General features: G+C 70.8%; 17 protein-coding genes. 9 read left to right on the forward strand and 8 right to left on the reverse strand.

Going from position 1 to position 14,837, the window contains the following annotated elements; all coding sequences use genetic code 11:
- Window positions 1-446, forward strand: a 446-nt coding sequence (locus tag ACFHWT_RS23425) for an IPT/TIG domain-containing protein (protein WP_416596809.1), incomplete at its 5' end; no start/stop codon positions are given.
- A 124-nt stretch (window positions 447-570) separates the two neighbouring features.
- Window positions 571-1,398: a class I SAM-dependent methyltransferase gene (locus tag ACFHWT_RS23430; RefSeq protein ID WP_416596810.1), complete on the forward strand. Its 828-nt coding sequence runs from the start codon at window positions 571-573 to the stop codon at window positions 1,396-1,398.
- On the opposite strand, the gene ACFHWT_RS23435 is transcribed toward ACFHWT_RS23430, so the two are convergent.
- From ACFHWT_RS23435 to ACFHWT_RS23455, 5 genes are read right to left on the reverse strand one after another with little or no spacing between them, the layout of a single operon-like run.
- Complete coding sequence (locus tag ACFHWT_RS23435) at window positions 1,391-3,367, reverse strand: ABC transporter ATP-binding protein (RefSeq protein ID WP_416596811.1); 1,977 nt, start codon at window positions 3,365-3,367, stop codon at window positions 1,391-1,393. The genes ACFHWT_RS23430 and ACFHWT_RS23435 overlap by 8 nt on opposite strands.
- Window positions 3,364-5,148, reverse strand: coding sequence for an ABC transporter ATP-binding protein (locus tag ACFHWT_RS23440; protein ID WP_416596812.1), 1,785 nt, complete (start codon window positions 5,146-5,148; stop codon window positions 3,364-3,366). The genes ACFHWT_RS23435 and ACFHWT_RS23440 overlap by 4 nt, the downstream gene beginning before the upstream one ends.
- A 30-nt stretch (window positions 5,149-5,178) precedes the next feature.
- Window positions 5,179-5,706 (reverse strand): methylated-DNA--[protein]-cysteine S-methyltransferase, encoded by a 528-nt coding sequence (locus tag ACFHWT_RS23445; RefSeq protein WP_416596813.1) that lies wholly within the window; start codon window positions 5,704-5,706, stop codon window positions 5,179-5,181.
- Window positions 5,707-7,194 carry an AlkA N-terminal domain-containing protein gene (locus tag ACFHWT_RS23450; RefSeq protein WP_416596814.1) on the reverse strand — a complete coding sequence of 496 codons (1,488 nt, stop codon included), beginning with the start codon at window positions 7,192-7,194 and terminating at the stop codon, window positions 5,707-5,709. It lies immediately after the preceding gene.
- A 55-nt stretch (window positions 7,195-7,249) separates the two neighbouring features.
- Window positions 7,250-8,488: an MFS transporter gene (locus tag ACFHWT_RS23455; protein WP_416596815.1), complete on the reverse strand. Its 1,239-nt coding sequence runs from the start codon at window positions 8,486-8,488 to the stop codon at window positions 7,250-7,252.
- Between the two features lie 311 nt (window positions 8,489-8,799).
- Between ACFHWT_RS23455 and ACFHWT_RS23460 the strand changes: the two genes are divergently transcribed.
- The 5 genes from ACFHWT_RS23460 to ACFHWT_RS23480 all read left to right on the forward strand — a co-directional run bounded on the left by ACFHWT_RS23460 (window position 8,800) and on the right by ACFHWT_RS23480 (window position 11,721).
- Window positions 8,800-9,270 (forward strand): hypothetical protein, encoded by a 471-nt coding sequence (locus tag ACFHWT_RS23460; RefSeq protein ID WP_416596816.1) that lies wholly within the window; start codon window positions 8,800-8,802, stop codon window positions 9,268-9,270.
- A gap of 83 nt (window positions 9,271-9,353) precedes the next feature.
- On the forward strand, window positions 9,354-9,860 hold the full coding sequence (locus ACFHWT_RS23465) for a hypothetical protein (RefSeq protein ID WP_416596817.1): 507 nt from the start codon (window positions 9,354-9,356) through the stop codon (window positions 9,858-9,860).
- Window positions 9,861-9,893: 33 nt separating this feature from the next.
- Window positions 9,894-10,979 carry a redox-regulated ATPase YchF gene (gene ychF, locus ACFHWT_RS23470; protein ID WP_282233985.1) on the forward strand — a complete coding sequence of 362 codons (1,086 nt, stop codon included), beginning with the start codon at window positions 9,894-9,896 and terminating at the stop codon, window positions 10,977-10,979.
- A 110-nt stretch (window positions 10,980-11,089) separates the two neighbouring features.
- A complete protein-coding gene (locus ACFHWT_RS23475) occupies window positions 11,090-11,329 on the forward strand; it encodes a hypothetical protein (protein WP_123605371.1) in 240 nt (79 codons plus the stop codon).
- The gene (locus ACFHWT_RS23480; RefSeq protein ID WP_416596819.1) at window positions 11,326-11,721 is read left to right on the forward strand and encodes a hypothetical protein; all 396 of its coding nucleotides are present in this window, start codon (window positions 11,326-11,328) and stop codon (window positions 11,719-11,721) included. The genes ACFHWT_RS23475 and ACFHWT_RS23480 overlap by 4 nt, the downstream gene beginning before the upstream one ends.
- A gap of 54 nt (window positions 11,722-11,775) precedes the next feature.
- On the opposite strand, the gene ACFHWT_RS23485 is transcribed toward ACFHWT_RS23480, so the two are convergent.
- Entirely contained in the window at window positions 11,776-12,360 is a 585-nt protein-coding gene (locus tag ACFHWT_RS23485; RefSeq protein ID WP_278167158.1) for a Uma2 family endonuclease, read from the reverse strand.
- Window positions 12,361-12,882: 522 nt separating this feature from the next.
- Between ACFHWT_RS23485 and ACFHWT_RS23490 the strand changes: the two genes are divergently transcribed.
- The gene (locus tag ACFHWT_RS23490) at window positions 12,883-13,122 is read left to right on the forward strand and encodes a GntR family transcriptional regulator (RefSeq protein ID WP_278174364.1); all 240 of its coding nucleotides are present in this window, start codon (window positions 12,883-12,885) and stop codon (window positions 13,120-13,122) included.
- Between the two features lie 333 nt (window positions 13,123-13,455).
- Here the strand turns inward: ACFHWT_RS23490 and ACFHWT_RS23495 are convergent, their stop codons facing one another.
- Together ACFHWT_RS23495 and ACFHWT_RS23500 are read right to left on the reverse strand one after the other, a co-directional pair.
- Entirely contained in the window at window positions 13,456-13,818 is a 363-nt protein-coding gene (locus tag ACFHWT_RS23495) for a PH domain-containing protein (RefSeq protein ID WP_123605368.1), read from the reverse strand.
- 84 nt (window positions 13,819-13,902) lie between these two features.
- On the reverse strand, window positions 13,903-14,214 hold the full coding sequence (locus ACFHWT_RS23500) for a 4a-hydroxytetrahydrobiopterin dehydratase (RefSeq protein WP_416596821.1): 312 nt from the start codon (window positions 14,212-14,214) through the stop codon (window positions 13,903-13,905).
- 155 nt (window positions 14,215-14,369) lie between these two features.
- On the opposite strand from ACFHWT_RS23500, the gene ACFHWT_RS23505 reads away from it, so the two are divergent.
- Window positions 14,370-14,816 (forward strand): (deoxy)nucleoside triphosphate pyrophosphohydrolase, encoded by a 447-nt coding sequence (locus tag ACFHWT_RS23505; protein WP_416596822.1) that lies wholly within the window; start codon window positions 14,370-14,372, stop codon window positions 14,814-14,816.
- Window positions 14,817-14,837: the final 21 nt, after the last annotated feature.

A 14,837-nucleotide genomic window follows, 5' to 3' on the forward strand; every position in this document is an offset into this window, starting at 1 on the left:
CGGTTGATGTGGTGGTGGTGTTGCCGGGTGACGACGCGGTCGCTCCCGACGGCTTCACCTACTCGGGTGGCCCGGCGCCGGTGATCGACTCGGTCGACCCTGGACAGGGACCGGCCAACGGCGGGACCACAGTGGTCGTCGGAGGCAGCGGCTTCATCCCGGGCCAGACGACCGTGACGATCTGCGGCAAGACGATTCCAGCGAACAAGGTCACGGTCAACGGTTCCGGGACCTCGCTGACCTTCGTCACTCCGCCGTGCGACGTCAAGCACACAACCATCACGGTGACGACACCGAACGGCACCTCGAACGAGATCGCCTTCAGGTACGTGGGGCTGCCGGTCACCGGCAGCGCGACCACGAACCTGATCACCAGCGGCGGTGCGCTCGTGGCGCTTGGTATCTCGTTGCTCCTGCTCACCCGCCGTCGGGCGAACAGGGCGTGACACGCAACAACTGAGAGCGCGGGTGGCCCCGGGAGCGGATGAGCGACCGGGGCCACCCCGCTGTCACCGGTCCCCGGACGATAACGGGGTGCCAGCGGCCTCAGATCATGCGATCGTCGGCGGCATGACCGACTATCTGGCGCTCAACCGGGCCAGCTGGGACGAGCGCGCGTCGGCGCACGCCGCCTCGCCGGACTACCGGGTGGCACAGTTGATCGCCGACCCGGCGCTGCTCAGCGAGGTGGTGCGGTTCGACCTGCCGAGGCTCGGCGACCTCACCGGCGTACGCGGGGTCCACCTGCAGTGCCACATCGGCACCGACACGCTGTCGCTGGCCCGGCTCGGCGCGACCATGACCGGCCTGGACCTTTCCGGCGCGTCGCTGGCCGAGGCCCGGCGGATCGCCGCCGCGACGCAGACTCCGATCGAGTACGTCGAAGCCGATGTCTACCGCGCCGTGGAGGTGCTCGGCGCGGGCGGGTTCGACCTCGTCTTCACCGGGATCGGTGCGCTCTGCTGGCTGCCGAGCGTGACCCGATGGGCGGAGACGGTGGCCGCACTGCTGCGGCCGGGCGGCCGGCTGTTCCTGCGGGAGGGGCACCCGGCGCTGTGGGCGGTCGACGAGACCCGCCCGGACGGCCTGCTCGTACTCGACCTGCCGTACTTCGAGACGGACCGACCGCTGGTGTGGAACGAGGACGGCACGTACGTCGACACCGAGGCCAGCTTCACCCACAACCTGACCCACGCGTGGAACCACGGCATCGGGGAGATCTTCACCGCGCTCACCGGCGTCGGGATGCAGGTGACGATGCTGGTCGAGCACGACAGCGTGCCGTGGAACGCGTTGCCCGGCCGGATGGCCGAGGGCGATGACGGCGAGTGGCGGTTGACCGAACGACCGGAGCGGTTCCCACTCAGCTACACCCTGCAGGCGGTCCGGGTCAGCTGAGGCTGTCGCGCCACTGGTGGTGCAGCACGGCGTACCGACCGCCGTCGGCGATCAGGTCGGCGGGCCGGCCGTCCTCGACGATCCGGCCGTCGTCGAGGACCAGCACCCGGTCGGCGATCTGCACCGTCGACAGCCGATGCGCGATGACCAGCGCAGTGCGCCCGTGGCCGGTCGGCCAGCCGTTGGCCCCCGGCCCGTCGCCGTTGCGGCCACCGCAGTTCTGGCTATCGTCGTTCTGGCCGCCGTTGAGCATGGTCTGCAACGCCCGTTGCACCAGGCGCTCGGTCGGCACGTCCAGCGACGAGGTCGCCTCGTCGAGGATCAGCACCGCCGGGTCGGCCAGCACCGCCCGGGCGAAGGCGACCAGCTGCCGCTGCCCGGCGGACAGCCGCCCGCCGCGTCGGTGCACGTCGGTGGCGTACCCGTCGGGAAGTCCGGAGATGAACTCGTGCGCGCCGATCGCCCGCGCCGCGGCCTCCACCTCGGCGTCGGTCGCGTCCGGGCGGCCGAACCGGATGTTGTCCGCGACGCTGCCGGCGAAGAGATGGTTCTCCTGCGTCACCATGATCACGTTTCGCCGCAGGTCGCGGCCGGCGATTTCACGCAGGTCGACACCGTCGAGGGTGACCGACCCGCTGACCGGATCGTAGAGCCGGGCCACCAGCTTGGCGATCGTCGACTTGCCGGCCCCGGTGGCCCCGACCAGCGCGACCGTCTGCCCGGCCGGGATCCGCAGGGTCAGCTCGGGCAGCACCAGACGGTCCGGCCGGTAGCCGAACGAGACGGCATGCAGCCGCACCGCGCCGCGTACCGGACGCGGCAGCGGACGCGGCCGCACCGGCTCGGCGACGTCCGGCCGCTCGTCGAGCACGCCGGAGAGCTTCTCCAGCGCCGCGGTCGCCGACTGCAGCGAGTTGTAGAACTGGCTCAGCTCCTGCATCGGCTCGAAGAACCGGCGCAGGTACAGCAGGAACGCGGCGAGCACGCCGATCTCGGTGCGGCCCTGCAGCACCTGCCAACCGCCGAAGGTGAGCACCATCGCGACAGCCACGTTGCCGATGCCTTTGAGGCTCGGTGAGTAGATCGCGATCAGCCGGAACGCGTGCAGGCTGGCCCGCTGGAAGCCGGTGTTGACCTCGGCGAAGATCTCCTGGTTGCGGGGCTCGCGCCGGAACGCGTGCACGGCCCGGACCCCGCCGAGCGACTCCACGAAGTGGATGATCAGCAGCGCCACGGTCTCCCGGGTACGCCGGTAGGCGACGGTGGAGGCGCGGGCGAACCAGATCGACATCCACACCAGGAACGGGAACGCCAACAGGGTCACCAGGGCCAGCGGCAGGTCCAACCAGAGCAGGATCGCCGCCACCGAGACCACCGACAGCCCGGCGAGCACCAGATCGTCGATGCCGCCGTTGACCAGCTCGGAGATCGAGTCCATGTCACTGGTCAACCGGGCCACCACCCGGCCGGAGGTGTAACGCTCGTGGAAGCTGACCGACAGGTTGAGGAAGTGCCGGTACACCCGCTGACGCAGGTCGAGCAGGATCGCCTGACCGATCCGAGCAGACAGGACCAGGAAGCTGCGCTTGCCGACGTACTCGGCGACGGTGGCGACCGCGAAGGCGACGGCGATCGCGACCAGCGGCCCCGCGTCGCCGTCGTCGGTCAGCGGCGGGATGGCCCGGTCGATGCCCAGCATCACGAGGTACGGACCGGCCATCGCGGCGGCGTTCTGCAGCAGCAGCAGGCCGACCGCCACCGCGATCATCCGCCGGTGCGGCCGGGTCAGCGAGCCGAGCAGCGCCCGGCTGCGGGCCCGGACCCGGGCGTTGTCGACCGGACCGCCGTCGTCTGCGCCGCCGACCTCGTCCGCCGCCCGGTCGGAGACCCCGCGCCAGTCCGGCTGAGCGTCGTCGGACCTGCTCGCGTCACGGTCCGCGGTGCCGCCGGCATCGTCGGTCCGGCTCACCGGGACCTGACCAGGCCGGGCCCGTCGGCGGAGAGTACGGCCCGGTAGGCGGGCACGGTGGCGAGCAGTTCGGTGTGGGTGCCGACAGCCGCGATCCGGCCCGCGTCCAGCAGCGCCACCCGGTCGGCCAACGCGACCGTGGACGGCCGGTGCACCACCAGCAGCGCGGTGGTGCCGACCAGCACCCGGCGCAGCGCCTGCTCCACCAGCGCCTCGGTGTGCACGTCCAGGGCGGACAGCGGGTCGTCGAGCACCAGCACCCGGGGCCGGCCCAGCACCGCCCGGGCCAGCGCCAGCCGCTGCCGCTGCCCGCCGGACAGTGACAGCCCCTGCTCGCCGATCCGGGTCCGCAACCCCCAGGGCAGGTCGTGGACGAACTCGGCCTGCGCCAACCGGACGGCGGCGTGCACCTCCGCGTCGGTGGCGCCCGGCCTGCCGAGGGTCAGATTCTCCCGAACCGACATCGAGAACAGCGTGGGATCCTCGAACGCCACGCCAACGCACCGGCGCAGCTCGTCGAGGCGTAGGTCACGCAGGTCATGACCGTCCAGGGTGATCCGACCGCCGGTGACGTCGTACAGTCGCGGCACCAGCGACACCAGGCTGGTCTTGCCGCTGCCGGTCAGGCCGGCGATGGCCAGCGTCTCACCCGGCCGTACGGTGAGGTCGACGCCGCGCAGCACCGGCTCCGGGGTCCCCGGATAGCCGAAGGTGACGTTGTCGAAACGCAACTCACCGCGGACCTCACCGACCCGGATCCGGACGGCGTCCGGCCGGTCGACGATCGACGGCGAGGTGTCCAGCACCTCCTGGATCCGGTCGGCGGCGGTCATCGCCTCCTGAGCGTGCGAGATGATCCAGCCCAGCGACTTGATCGGCCAGATCAGCATCAGTTGCAGAGTGACGAAGGCGACCAGTTGACCGATGCTGAGCTGCTGGTCGGCGACGGCGCCGGCCCCGACGACCAGCACCACCGCGAGGCTCGCGTTCGGCACCAGGTCGTAGCGGGCCGACGCGTGGGCGAGCAGCCGGCCCTTGCCGACCGCGGTGTCGTGCAGCTCGCGGGCCAGGTCGGAGAAGCGCTCGGTGAGGTACGGCCCGCGCCCGAACGAGATGATGGTCCGCAGCCCTTGCGCGGACTCCTCGACCAGGGTGGCCAGGTCACCCTGCTGGTCCTGCATTTGTCGGGACACCCGCAGGTAGGCGCGGGTGAACTGGCGGCTGAACAGGTAGAGCGGCACGGCGCTCGCCGCCACCACCAGCCCCAACGGCCAGTGCAGGTGCAGCAGCAACGCCACCACGGTCAGGTAGGTCGCCGAGTTGAGGATCAGGAACAGCAGACCGAAGGAGAGGAAGCGTCGGATAACCGACAGATCGCTGATCGCCCGGGACAGCAACTGCCCGGACTGCCACTGGTCGTGGAAGGTGACCGGGAGCCGCTGCAGGTGGGTGTAGATGTCCTCGCGGATGGTGCCTTCCATCCCGATCGACGAGGCACTCTGTGTCCACCGCCGGATGAAGATGAGCACCGCCTCGACGACGCCGAGCAGCAGGGCGAGTCCACCGAGGAGCAGCAGACCGGCGGGATCACCGGCGGCCACCGGGCCGTCCACCACCTCGGCGATGACCAGCGGGATGGCGATGCCGGCTCCGGTCGCCGCCGCAGCGGCCGCCAGCAGCCAACCGAGTTGGCCGAGGTACGGGCGCAGGTAGCGGCGTAGCCGCCAGAGATTGTGGACGGCGCGCCGCCGGGGCGGAGATCGGTCGGGTACGGCGTCCACACCACGACGGTAGCCGGTTCCGGCACCGGTTCACTGCCCTGCGAAGGTCACCTGCGATTCATGGTCGAGCAGCCACCTCTTGATCGACAGACCCCACCGGTAGCCGCCCAGCGTGCCGTCGCCGCGCAGCACCCGGTGACAGGGGACCACCAGCGCGACCGCGTTGCGGGCGCAGGCACCGGCCGCCGCCCGGACCGCAGCCGGCCGGCCGGAGCGCAGGGCGAACGCCGTATAGCTCACCGGTTCGCCGGGCTTCACCTCGCGCAGCGTCGACCAGGCGGTGTGCTGGAACGGGCCGCCGTGCTGACAGACCGTGAGCTGGTCGATCGCGGCGAGGTCACCGGCCAGGTAGGACCGTACGGCGCGGGTGACGTCGCCGAGGTCGGCCCGGCGGCGCACCGGCCCGCGCAGGTCGGGGTGGATCAGGGCGAGCAGGTCGTCCGGGTCGGCGGTGAAGCCGGCGGCCCGTAGCGCCCCGCCGGGGTCGGCGATCAGCGTCAGCGGCCCGACCGCCGTGGCGACCGTACTCGTGTCCAATGTCGAAGGTGTTGTCATCATTTACTCCGATGTAGATATCGTTGGCGTGGCGGACCGCCACAGCCGCAGGTTGGCGTACGACCGCCAGGGCCGCCAGCGGTCCGCGTGGGCGGTCAGGTCGGCGGGGGAGGCGGGCAGGCCCAGCGCCGCCGCGCCGCGCCGTACCCCCAGGTCGGTGCCGAGCAGCACGTCCGGGTCGCTGAGCGCCCGCATCGCCACGTACCCGGCGGTCCACGGGCCGATGCCGGGCAGCGCGGTGAGCCGGTGTGACAGCTCGGCCCGGTCGCTGCCCGGGTCGAGCCCGATGCCGCCGTCGGCGACCCCGGCGGCCAGCGCGCGCAGCGTGCCGCGCCGGGCGGCCGGCATCGCGAAGGCGTCGTCGGGCAGGGCGAGCAGTTCGGCCGGGCCCGGGAACGGCGCCAGACCGTCCGCAGGCGGGGCTGTTCGCGACCCGGTCGCAGGCAGGGCTGTTCGCGACGCGGTCGTCGCGCAGAGGCGGGCCAGCACCCGGCGGGCGGCGGACACCGAGATCTGCTGCCCGACCACGGCCCGTACCGCCAGCTCGAAGCCGTCCACCGCGCCCGGCACCCGGACCCCGGGCTCGGCGGCGACGGCAGCGGCCAACGCCGGATCGGCGCCCAGCACGGCGTCCACCGCCGCCGGATCGGCGTCCAGGTCGAAAAGCCGGCGGCAGCGGGACACCGCCGGTGCCAGATCACGCAGGTCGGCGAGGCGCAACGCGGCAGCGAGGAAACCGTCGTGCGGGGTCAGCGCCACCGCACCGGCACCGTACGGCAACCGCAGCGCACGCCGGTATCCGCCGCCGTCGGCGCACTCCACGCCGGGCACCGCCCGGTCGGCCAGGAATCCGAGTACGGCGTCGACCGCCATCGGCCGACGGAACGCCAGCCGTACGGTGATCACCCCGGCCCGGTCGGGCGCACCGGGCCGTACCCGGCCGCGCAGCGTAGACGGCGGGCCGCCGTACACCGTCCGGAACGTGTCGTTGAACTGCCGGACGCTGCCGAACCCGGCCGCGAACGCGATCTCGGCGACGGTCAGAGCGGTCCGCTCCACCAGGATCCGGGCCGTCTGCGCACGCTGCGCCCTGGCCAACGCCAGCGGGCCGGCACCCACCTGCTCGGTCAGCACCCGGGTGAGATGCCGTTCGGTGTAGCCGAGCCGGCGGGCCAGCCCCGGTACGCCGTCGCGGTCCACCACCCCGTCGCCGATCAACCGCATCGCCCGTCCGACCAGGTCGGCGCGGCGGTCCCAGTCGGGCGAACCCGGGGTGGCGTCGGGGTGGCAGCGCCGGCAGGCGCGCAGCCCGGCCTGTTGCGCGGCGGCCGCCGAGGCAAAGAACCGGACGTTGCCCCGCTTCGGGGTGACCGCCGGGCAGGACGGCCGGCAGTAGATGCCGGTCGACGTCACGCCGGTGTAGAACCAGCCATCGAAGCGCTGGTCGCGGCTGTCCACCACCCGGTAGCACCGCTCGAAGTCGAGCTCCATGGGTCGATCCTGCCCGCTTGCCGGCCCGGTCGGCTGGCGGGAATCGGACCTGCAGTCACGAGCCCCGGCCCGTGCCGGCCGGCTGGGTAGCGCTGGCCGTGCCGCCCGTGCCGGCCGGCCGGGTAGCGCCGGCGGCCAGCAGGCCGATCGCCAACGCCGCGAGCACCACCAACAGCGATCGTAGGATGCCGACCTGCTCGGCCAGGAAACCGATCAGCGGCGGACCGGCCAGGAACGAGGTGTAGCCGATCGAACTGACCACCGACACCCGTACCGCCGCCCGGTCGGCCTCGTCGGCGGCCGCGCTCATCCCGACCGGGAAGCCGAGCGACGCCCCGGCGCCCCACAGCAGCGCCCCGAGCAGCGCCAGCGGCAGCGTCGGCCCGAAAACCACCAGGGCCAGGCCGATCAGGGCGAGCACCGCCGTCGCCCGCAGCACCGTCACCCGGCCCCAGCGTTGCAACGCCGTACCGCCGACCATCCGGGCGGCGGTCATCGCCGCGACGAACACCCCGAACGCGACCGCGCCGACCGCGTCACCGACCCGGTAGCCGTCAACCACGGCCAGGGTGAGCCAGTCGTTCGCCACCCCTTCGACGAACGCGAAGGCCAGCACCAGCAGACCGATCAGCAGGGTGCGCGGCTCCCGCCAGGCACGCAGCACCCCGGACCGGGGTGCTGCCGCGCCGGGCACCCGCACCGGGACCGGCAGGAACATCCGTACGGCTGCGGCGATCGAGGCGATCACCAGCAGCGCGGTGACGGCGAGTTGCCAGTCGACCGGCACCGCCAGCCAGGCACACCCGGCCCCGAGGAGCGCGCCGGTCACCGTACCCAGGCTGAAGCCGGCGTGGAAACGGGGCATCAGCGGGCGGTCGAGCCGGCGCTCGACGTCGGCACCCTCGACGTTCATCGCCACGTCCCAGCTGCTCAACCCGGTGCCGGTCAGCAGCAGCCCGGCGCCGGCCAGTGGCGGTGAGACGACCGCCACGCCGACCGCGACAGCGAGCATTCCGACGGTCACGGCCGAGGCACCCAGCAGCACCGTCCGGTGGGGCCCGATCGCGTGTACCAGCGGACCGGACAGCGGCAGCGCGCTGACCGCGCCCACCGACGTGCACAACAGCAGCAGCCCGAACTGGGCGTTGGTCAGATCGAGGGCGTCGCGGATCGCCGGGGTACGGGAGATCCACGAGGCGAACGCCAGACCACTGACCCCGAACGCGATCGCGACCGCGATGCGTGCCCGTTCCACCACCGGCCGCGCCAGCGCCGCCGCCCCGTTCGCCACCACGCCACCCGCTCCCCGCTCGCCCGGACCTTGCCGTCCGCCCGGACGTCCCGTCCGGGCGGCAACGGTACGCTGCCCGCACCGGTGGCCGCCCTGCGCGGACGGTCTGGCCGGGCTGGGCACACGGCACCGTCGCCCTGCGCAGACGGTAAAGCACGCGTCACTGGTAAGTAACATGACGATGCTCACTGCAACTGCTGGCAGTGGCGCTCTCGCCATCTGCGTCAGTCGATGGGCTCCGTTCGGCGACCTGGCTCCTGGATCGATAGAGTGGCACAGTTTGGTGCACCTCGATAAAGGAGTCGGTAGATATCATGCGTCGCCTACTGGCCAGCGCCGTCCTCGGCTCGGCCCTGATCCTCGGATTCACCGGCTGCGGCACCGAGCCGCCGCCGACGGGCGCGCCGTCGCCGACCGTCGGCAGCACCGCCGCCAGCGAGGCCGACATCCTCGCCGCCACCAACGCCGCCTGCAATCAGGCGGTATCGATGAGCAGCGACTTCGCCGCCGGTTTCCAGCGTGACGTCAACCAGTTCGCCGACCCGACGGCCAGCGCGGAGGCGCCGGCGGACGCGAAGGACAACTTCGAGGCGCAGATGCGCGGCTGGTCGGCGACGCTCACCTCACTGGCCACCGGCCCGGTGTCGGACGAACTGCGGACGGTGCTGACCGAGAGTACGGCCGCGATCGAGGCCGCCACCGAGATCGGTGAGACTCCGCTCAGCGACGAGCAGGTCGCCGCCGTGGTGGCGATCTCGGAGAATTTCCGCGCCGTCTGCGAGTGACGTCCGCGAGGGGCCGGGCGGGCCGGGAGCAGACGTCCGTTAGCCTGCTCCAGTTTGCTCGCCTCTCAATGGACGGATTCTCGATGCGACGTACCCTGATCACCGCCGCCGCTGCGACGGCGCTCGCGTTCACCCTGGCCGGCTGCGGCGGTGGCGACAGCGAAACCGACACCGCCGCCGGTCAGACGTCATCGCCGACGGCGACCGCGTCGGCCGACGCGGAGTCGGCCGGCTCCGCCGAGGGCGGGGCCGCCGCGGCCACGAAGGAGGCGTGCGACACGGCGGTACCGGTCGCCGAGGAGACTGCATCGACCATCGAAGCGTACTTCGCCGACCTCATCGCAGCAGTGGCCGAGGGCGGGACGGCTGCGGAGACCGCCGAAGCCGAGTTCCGGGCCAAGTTCACCGACCTCTCGGCAATGCTGGAGTCGCTCGCCGCCGACCCGGTCGACGCCGACGTGCAGCAGGCGTTGACCGAGGCGTCCGAGTTCGCCGCCCAGATCGTCCACCCGGACGACAACACCCCGATGGGACAGGTGGAGGGTCGCCTGGCCGAGCTGGCGGAGAAGCTGAAGACCGCCTGCGCCTGACCCGCCACCGGACGCTGCGTAGACTCGACCGACGTGAGTCTCACCATCGGCATCGTCGGCCTGCCCAACGTCGGCAAGAGCACCCTGTTCAACGCGCTCACCAAGAACGACGTCCTCGCGGCGAACTACCCGTTCGCCACGATCGAGCCGAACGTCGGGGTGGTGGGGCTGCCGGACGGGCGGCTGGGCAGGCTGGCGGAGATCTTCGGCTCGGAGAAGACCATCCCGGCGCCGGTGTCGTTCGTCGACATCGCCGGTCTGGTGCGGGGCGCGTCCAAGGGGCAGGGCCGAGGCAACGCCTTCCTGGCCAACATCCGCGACGCCGCCGCGATCTGCCAGGTCGTGCGGGTCTTCTCCGACCCGAACGTGGTGCACGTCGACGGCAAGGTCTCCCCGGGTGACGACATCGCCACGATCAACACCGAGCTGATCCTGGCCGACCTGCAGACCTTGGAGAAGGCGCTGCCCCGGCTGGAGAAGGAAGCCCGGCTGCGCAAGGACCGGGCGGCGATCCACGCCGCCGCGAAGGCCGCCGCCACGTTGCTCGACGGCGGCACCACGCTGTATGCGGGTGCGGCCGCCGCCGGCATCGACGTCGCCGAGCTGCGCGAGCTGCACCTGCTCACCACCAAGCCGTTCCTGTACGTCTTCAACGTCGACGAGGACGAGCTGGGCAACGCCGAGCTGCTCGCTGAGCTGCGGGCGCTGGTCGCCCCGGCCGAGGCGGTCTTCATGGACGCCAAGATCGAGTCCGAGTTGATCGATCTGCCGGACGACGAGGCGATGGAGCTGCTGGAGTCGACCGGGCAGAGCGAGCCGGGGCTCAACCAGCTGATCCGGGTCGGCTTCCGTACGCTCGGGCTGCAGACGTACCTCACCGCCGGGCCGAAGGAGGCGCGGGCCTGGACCATCCCGGTCGGGGCGACCGCGCCGGAGGCCGCCGGGGTGATCCACTCCGACTTCCAGCGCGGCTTCATCAAGGCCGAGATCGTCTCCTACGACGACCTGGTCGCGGCCGGCACGATGGCGGCGGCGAAGGCGGCCGGCAAGGTCCGGATGGAAGGCAAGGAGTACGTCATGCAGGACGGCGACGTCGTCGAGTTCCGCTTCAACGTCTGATCCGGCATGCTGGGCACGAGCCGGCGTGCGGCGTGTCCCAAGGTTCGCGGTGTCTGCCAGGGGGTAGCAGCTGTGCCCAGCTCGCGGTAATACCGTGGTATGGTTGTTGGATGGCGAGGACGAGGAAGGTCACGATCACGCTGCCGGTGGAGCTGCTGGAGAGCATGAAGTCGCACACCGACAACGTCTCCGGCTACCTCACCGAGCTGGCCGAGCGGGCTGAGCGGCGAAGGCTTCTCCGGGAGGAGTTGGACCGCTATCAAGCTGAGTCCGGGGCGTTCACCGATCAGGAAATGGCCGAGGCCCAGGCGCTTCTGTACGGGACCAGGGAGACGGACCGGGCGGCGTGAGCCTCGAATCGCTTGTGCTCGACTCGCAAGGCTTCTCGGGATGGATCGGCCGGGATCGCATGGTGATGCGACTGCTGGAGCAGGCGGAGCGTGACGGGGCTGATCTGGCCATGTCGGCTGCCACGATCATCGAGGTTTCCCACACCGGCGTGGACACCGCTCGGCTGACCTGGCTGTTGTCCCGCATTCGTGTGGAGGCGGTGACGAAGGAAAGCGCCCGTCGCAGTGCGGGGCTGTTGAAGGCGGCGGGGCTGCACGGGCACAAGTACGCCATCGATGCCATGGTCGCCGAGATGGCGCTACGACTACCCGCGCCGGTTGCGGTCGTGACGTCGGATGTCGACGACATGACCAGGTTGTGCGGGCATCGGGTTCGGGTCATCAGGCTGTAGGCCGGCCCTGCGGCCATGGCAGAGATGTGTCAGGCAGTTGAGCGGCTGCCCGGCTCAGCTCTTGCGACCGGGCACAAGCCCGTCCAGATTCAGCTTGAGCTCGAACGGCGTCGTGGTGTGCAGCTCGTGGCGGTGGATCCCGGTCGCGACGTACGACCGGGTGGGCTCGTCGAGCTCGTATGCGTGGACCACCGGTGATCCACCCTCGTCCTCGACGCGCCAGTAGTGCGGAATGCCGGCTTCCGCGTACTTGCGCAGCTTGACTGTCCGGTCGCGGTGGGCCGACTCCGGCGACACCACCTCGACGACCAACAGCACCTGGTCGGGTGTGTAGAAGGTGCAGTCCGGGTCGTAGTAGGGAGCCCGCGTGGCGAGAAGATCGGGCTCGGGGCGGTTCCGTTCGTCGAGCCGAATCGTCATCTCCCGCTCGATCTCGACGCCTGCTGGCGCCTGCTCCATGAGAGCGAAGAGCAAAGCGGAGACAGCTCGGCCGTGCCAAGCCCGCTGGGGGGACATCATGAAGACGAGCGCTCCGTCGATCAGCTCGGTGTGACGCGGCGCCTGCGGGAGCTGGTCGAGGTCGTCGGCGTACCACCCTTCCGGGCGGGGCGGCCGCATCCACTCGGGCACTGCGGTCATGTTCCTCACCGTAACATCCGGCTTCTGTTGACCTACCGTCGTTCAGTCTCGATGTCTGCGCGGCATCGAGGTGAGGCTCAGACACCTTCCGAGGCGGTTTTGAGGTGCGTGAGCCTCACCTCGACTCCTGAACGGAGGGGTCAGCCTCGGTGGTGGGACGGCTCCGGTCGGTATACGGCCATGACGCCTTCGCCGGAGTCGATATTGGCCAACCGGAGGCGGTCGACGGCACATCCACCCGCTGACCGGTCCCGCCTGAGCCGGCGTCGGCCCAGATCTGGACCGTTCCGTGCCCCGGCGGCACTCTCGGGCCGACCGCCAGGATCCCCGGCTCCTGAGGAGGCGTCGTATCGCCGCGCGCTTCGTCTGGGAACTCGCGTCAAGGCCCTCGGCGAGCGCTGCCACGCGAGCCGAGGGCCGCCTTTGTCTGCCGATCCAACGCTAGTCCACCAGGTTCATCCTGTCCATTAAGTGAACTGAATGGACAGCATCGGCCGGCTGGACAGGTGGCAGCCTGTGAGCATGGTCGACCCGTGGTCGCCGCGTTCGTTTGCCGAGCAGGTGGCCGATGCGCTCAAGGCGAAGATCGATAGCGGCGATTGGCTGCCGGGGCGCAAGCTGCCTGGTGAGGTGACGTTGGCGCAGACGTACGGCGTGGCGCGTGGCACCGTGCGGGCCGCGCTCGACGTGCTACGCGAGGAAGGCCGAGTGGTCACCTTCGCCGGTCGCGGCACGTTCGTCACGCCAGACCCGAAGCCCTGAGGCACCTTCCGCCGTGGCAGGTGACCTTGCGGCGGCAGCGGAGGCGTACCGGGCTGCGCTCCAACGCGTGCAGGATGGGCTCGCGGAGGTCGCTTAAGCGCGTGCCGAGGTGCCACAGGTACGGAAGCGGCTTGCGGCCGCAATCGTGACTGCATACCGAGGCGGTGCCCGCGTGGGCGAGATCGCTCGGGTGACTGGCTACGGCCGGGAACAGGTCCGGCGGATCCTGCGAGCCGGCGGTGTCGAGCCGGAGAAGCCGGAAACCGCTTAGGTCGAGCGCGGGATGGACATGATCGAGCGGTCAGCCCTGCTGGCTGTCGGTCCCGCGGTCGGTCACGAGATGTAGTGCAGGATCACGTTGTGTACGTGGTGGGACTTCTGGTCGCCACGGAACTCGACCTCGTAGGTGTGGGTGCCGACGTTGATCGCGATGGCGCCGGACGAGAAGTACGAGCCGCCCCAGGACTTGTTGCTCACCACGCTCACGCTGGTGATCTTCGAGTACGGGATGCTGGTGATGGCGACCTTCTTGCCGACGAACGACTTGTCCTGGATGATCACCCGGCGGTTGGTCAGCCCGATGAAGCCGGTGCCGGTGCCGATCGCGTCGTAGACCGCGATCACCTGCTCCCCGTCGAGCAGCCCGCTCTCGATCTGCCGGAGTTGCTCCCGCCGATCGTACGCCACGTTCGCCATGTGCCCGAGGGTAGGTGGCGGCCACAACCACGCCAGCGCAGCGTGACATAGCTGCGGTCAGCGGTGATCGTGGCGCTGCGGGGGTCAGTGCAGGTCGACGACCGTACGGTAGGCGTCCTCGATGCGGGCCGCGAGTGCGACATCGCCGTCGGTGATCTTGTCGCCGTCGGGGGAGCCGAGCCGGATTTGGGTCCGTCCGTCGGCCCGGCGTACGTCGGGCCGCAGGTGCAGGGCGTCGGCTGCTACCTTGATCCGCTCGGTGAGCTCGGCGTGCTGGCTGTCGTCGAGCAGCAGGGTTCGCCGGAGCTGCTGGCCGTCCTGCGTCCACCCGTCCAGTTGGGTAAGGGCATCGCTAAGGTAGTCGCGGCCGGTCCGGCTGGACCAGAGTGCTCGCAAAGCCACACCTCCCAGGCGTCGTTGCCGGCTTGTGGCCAAATCGTCGCCATCCTGTGTCTTGGTCGGTGGTCCCCAGTCTGGCCGCTAACTGGTTGGTGTGTCCACGTCCACCCTTCCGTCATCTGCTGTCCTAGCAGTCAGCAGGGTTACCCGAAATGCTGATTGATCTGGCAGGCTCATCTGCTGTGCGGAGCGGGCGGGCGAGGCGTCAGGTGGTGGTCGGGGCGGCGATCGTCGTTGACGGTCGGGTACTGGCGTGTGCCCGGACCCATCCACCGGGCGCGGCCGGCAAGTGGGAGTTTCCCGGTGGCAAGGTGGAGAGCGGCGAGACCGAGACTGATGCCCTGATCCGTGAGTGCCAAGAGGAACTCGGCGTTGTGATCACGGTGGGTGACCGGGTCGGCCCCGACCAGCCGCTCGGCCACGGTCGGTCGGTGCTGCGGGTCTACCTCGCCGGACTGCTCGGGCCGGCGCAGCCGACCGCGCTCGAGCACTCAGCTCTGCGCTGGCTGGCGGCCGACGAACTCGATCAGGTCACCTGGCTGCCCGCAGACCGGCCGATCGTCGCCGAGCTCCGTCCGTTGCTGCACGCCGCTCGGTGAACCGGATACGCCCCGGCGGGC

Origin of the sequence: Micromonospora sp. LOL_021, assembly GCF_048060215.1 — a bacterium.
Classification (GTDB): Bacteria; Actinomycetota; Actinomycetes; order Mycobacteriales; family Micromonosporaceae; genus Micromonospora_E.

Bases quoted from the DNA above. Each gene is read 5' to 3' on its own strand.
- ACFHWT_RS23460 (WP_416596816.1), top strand. From the start codon at position 8,800: ATGCGTCGCCTACTGGCCAGCGCCGTCCTCGGCTCGGCCCTGATCCTC.
- ACFHWT_RS23505 (WP_416596822.1), top strand. From the start codon at position 14,370: ATGCTGATTGATCTGGCAGGCTCATCTGCTGTGCGGAGCGGGCGGGCG.
- ACFHWT_RS23485 (WP_278167158.1), bottom strand. From the start codon at position 12,360: ATGACCGCAGTGCCCGAGTGGATGCGGCCGCCCCGCCCGGAAGGGTGG.
- ACFHWT_RS23465 (WP_416596817.1), top strand. From the start codon at position 9,354: ATGCGACGTACCCTGATCACCGCCGCCGCTGCGACGGCGCTCGCGTTC.
- ACFHWT_RS23430 (WP_416596810.1), top strand. From the start codon at position 571: ATGACCGACTATCTGGCGCTCAACCGGGCCAGCTGGGACGAGCGCGCG.
- ACFHWT_RS23475 (WP_123605371.1), top strand. From the start codon at position 11,090: ATGGCGAGGACGAGGAAGGTCACGATCACGCTGCCGGTGGAGCTGCTG.
- ACFHWT_RS23495 (WP_123605368.1), bottom strand. From the start codon at position 13,818: ATGGCGAACGTGGCGTACGATCGGCGGGAGCAACTCCGGCAGATCGAG.
- ACFHWT_RS23490 (WP_278174364.1), top strand. From the start codon at position 12,883: ATGGTCGACCCGTGGTCGCCGCGTTCGTTTGCCGAGCAGGTGGCCGAT.
- ACFHWT_RS23445 (WP_416596813.1), bottom strand. From the start codon at position 5,706: ATGATGACAACACCTTCGACATTGGACACGAGTACGGTCGCCACGGCG.
- ACFHWT_RS23450 (WP_416596814.1), bottom strand. From the start codon at position 7,194: ATGGAGCTCGACTTCGAGCGGTGCTACCGGGTGGTGGACAGCCGCGAC.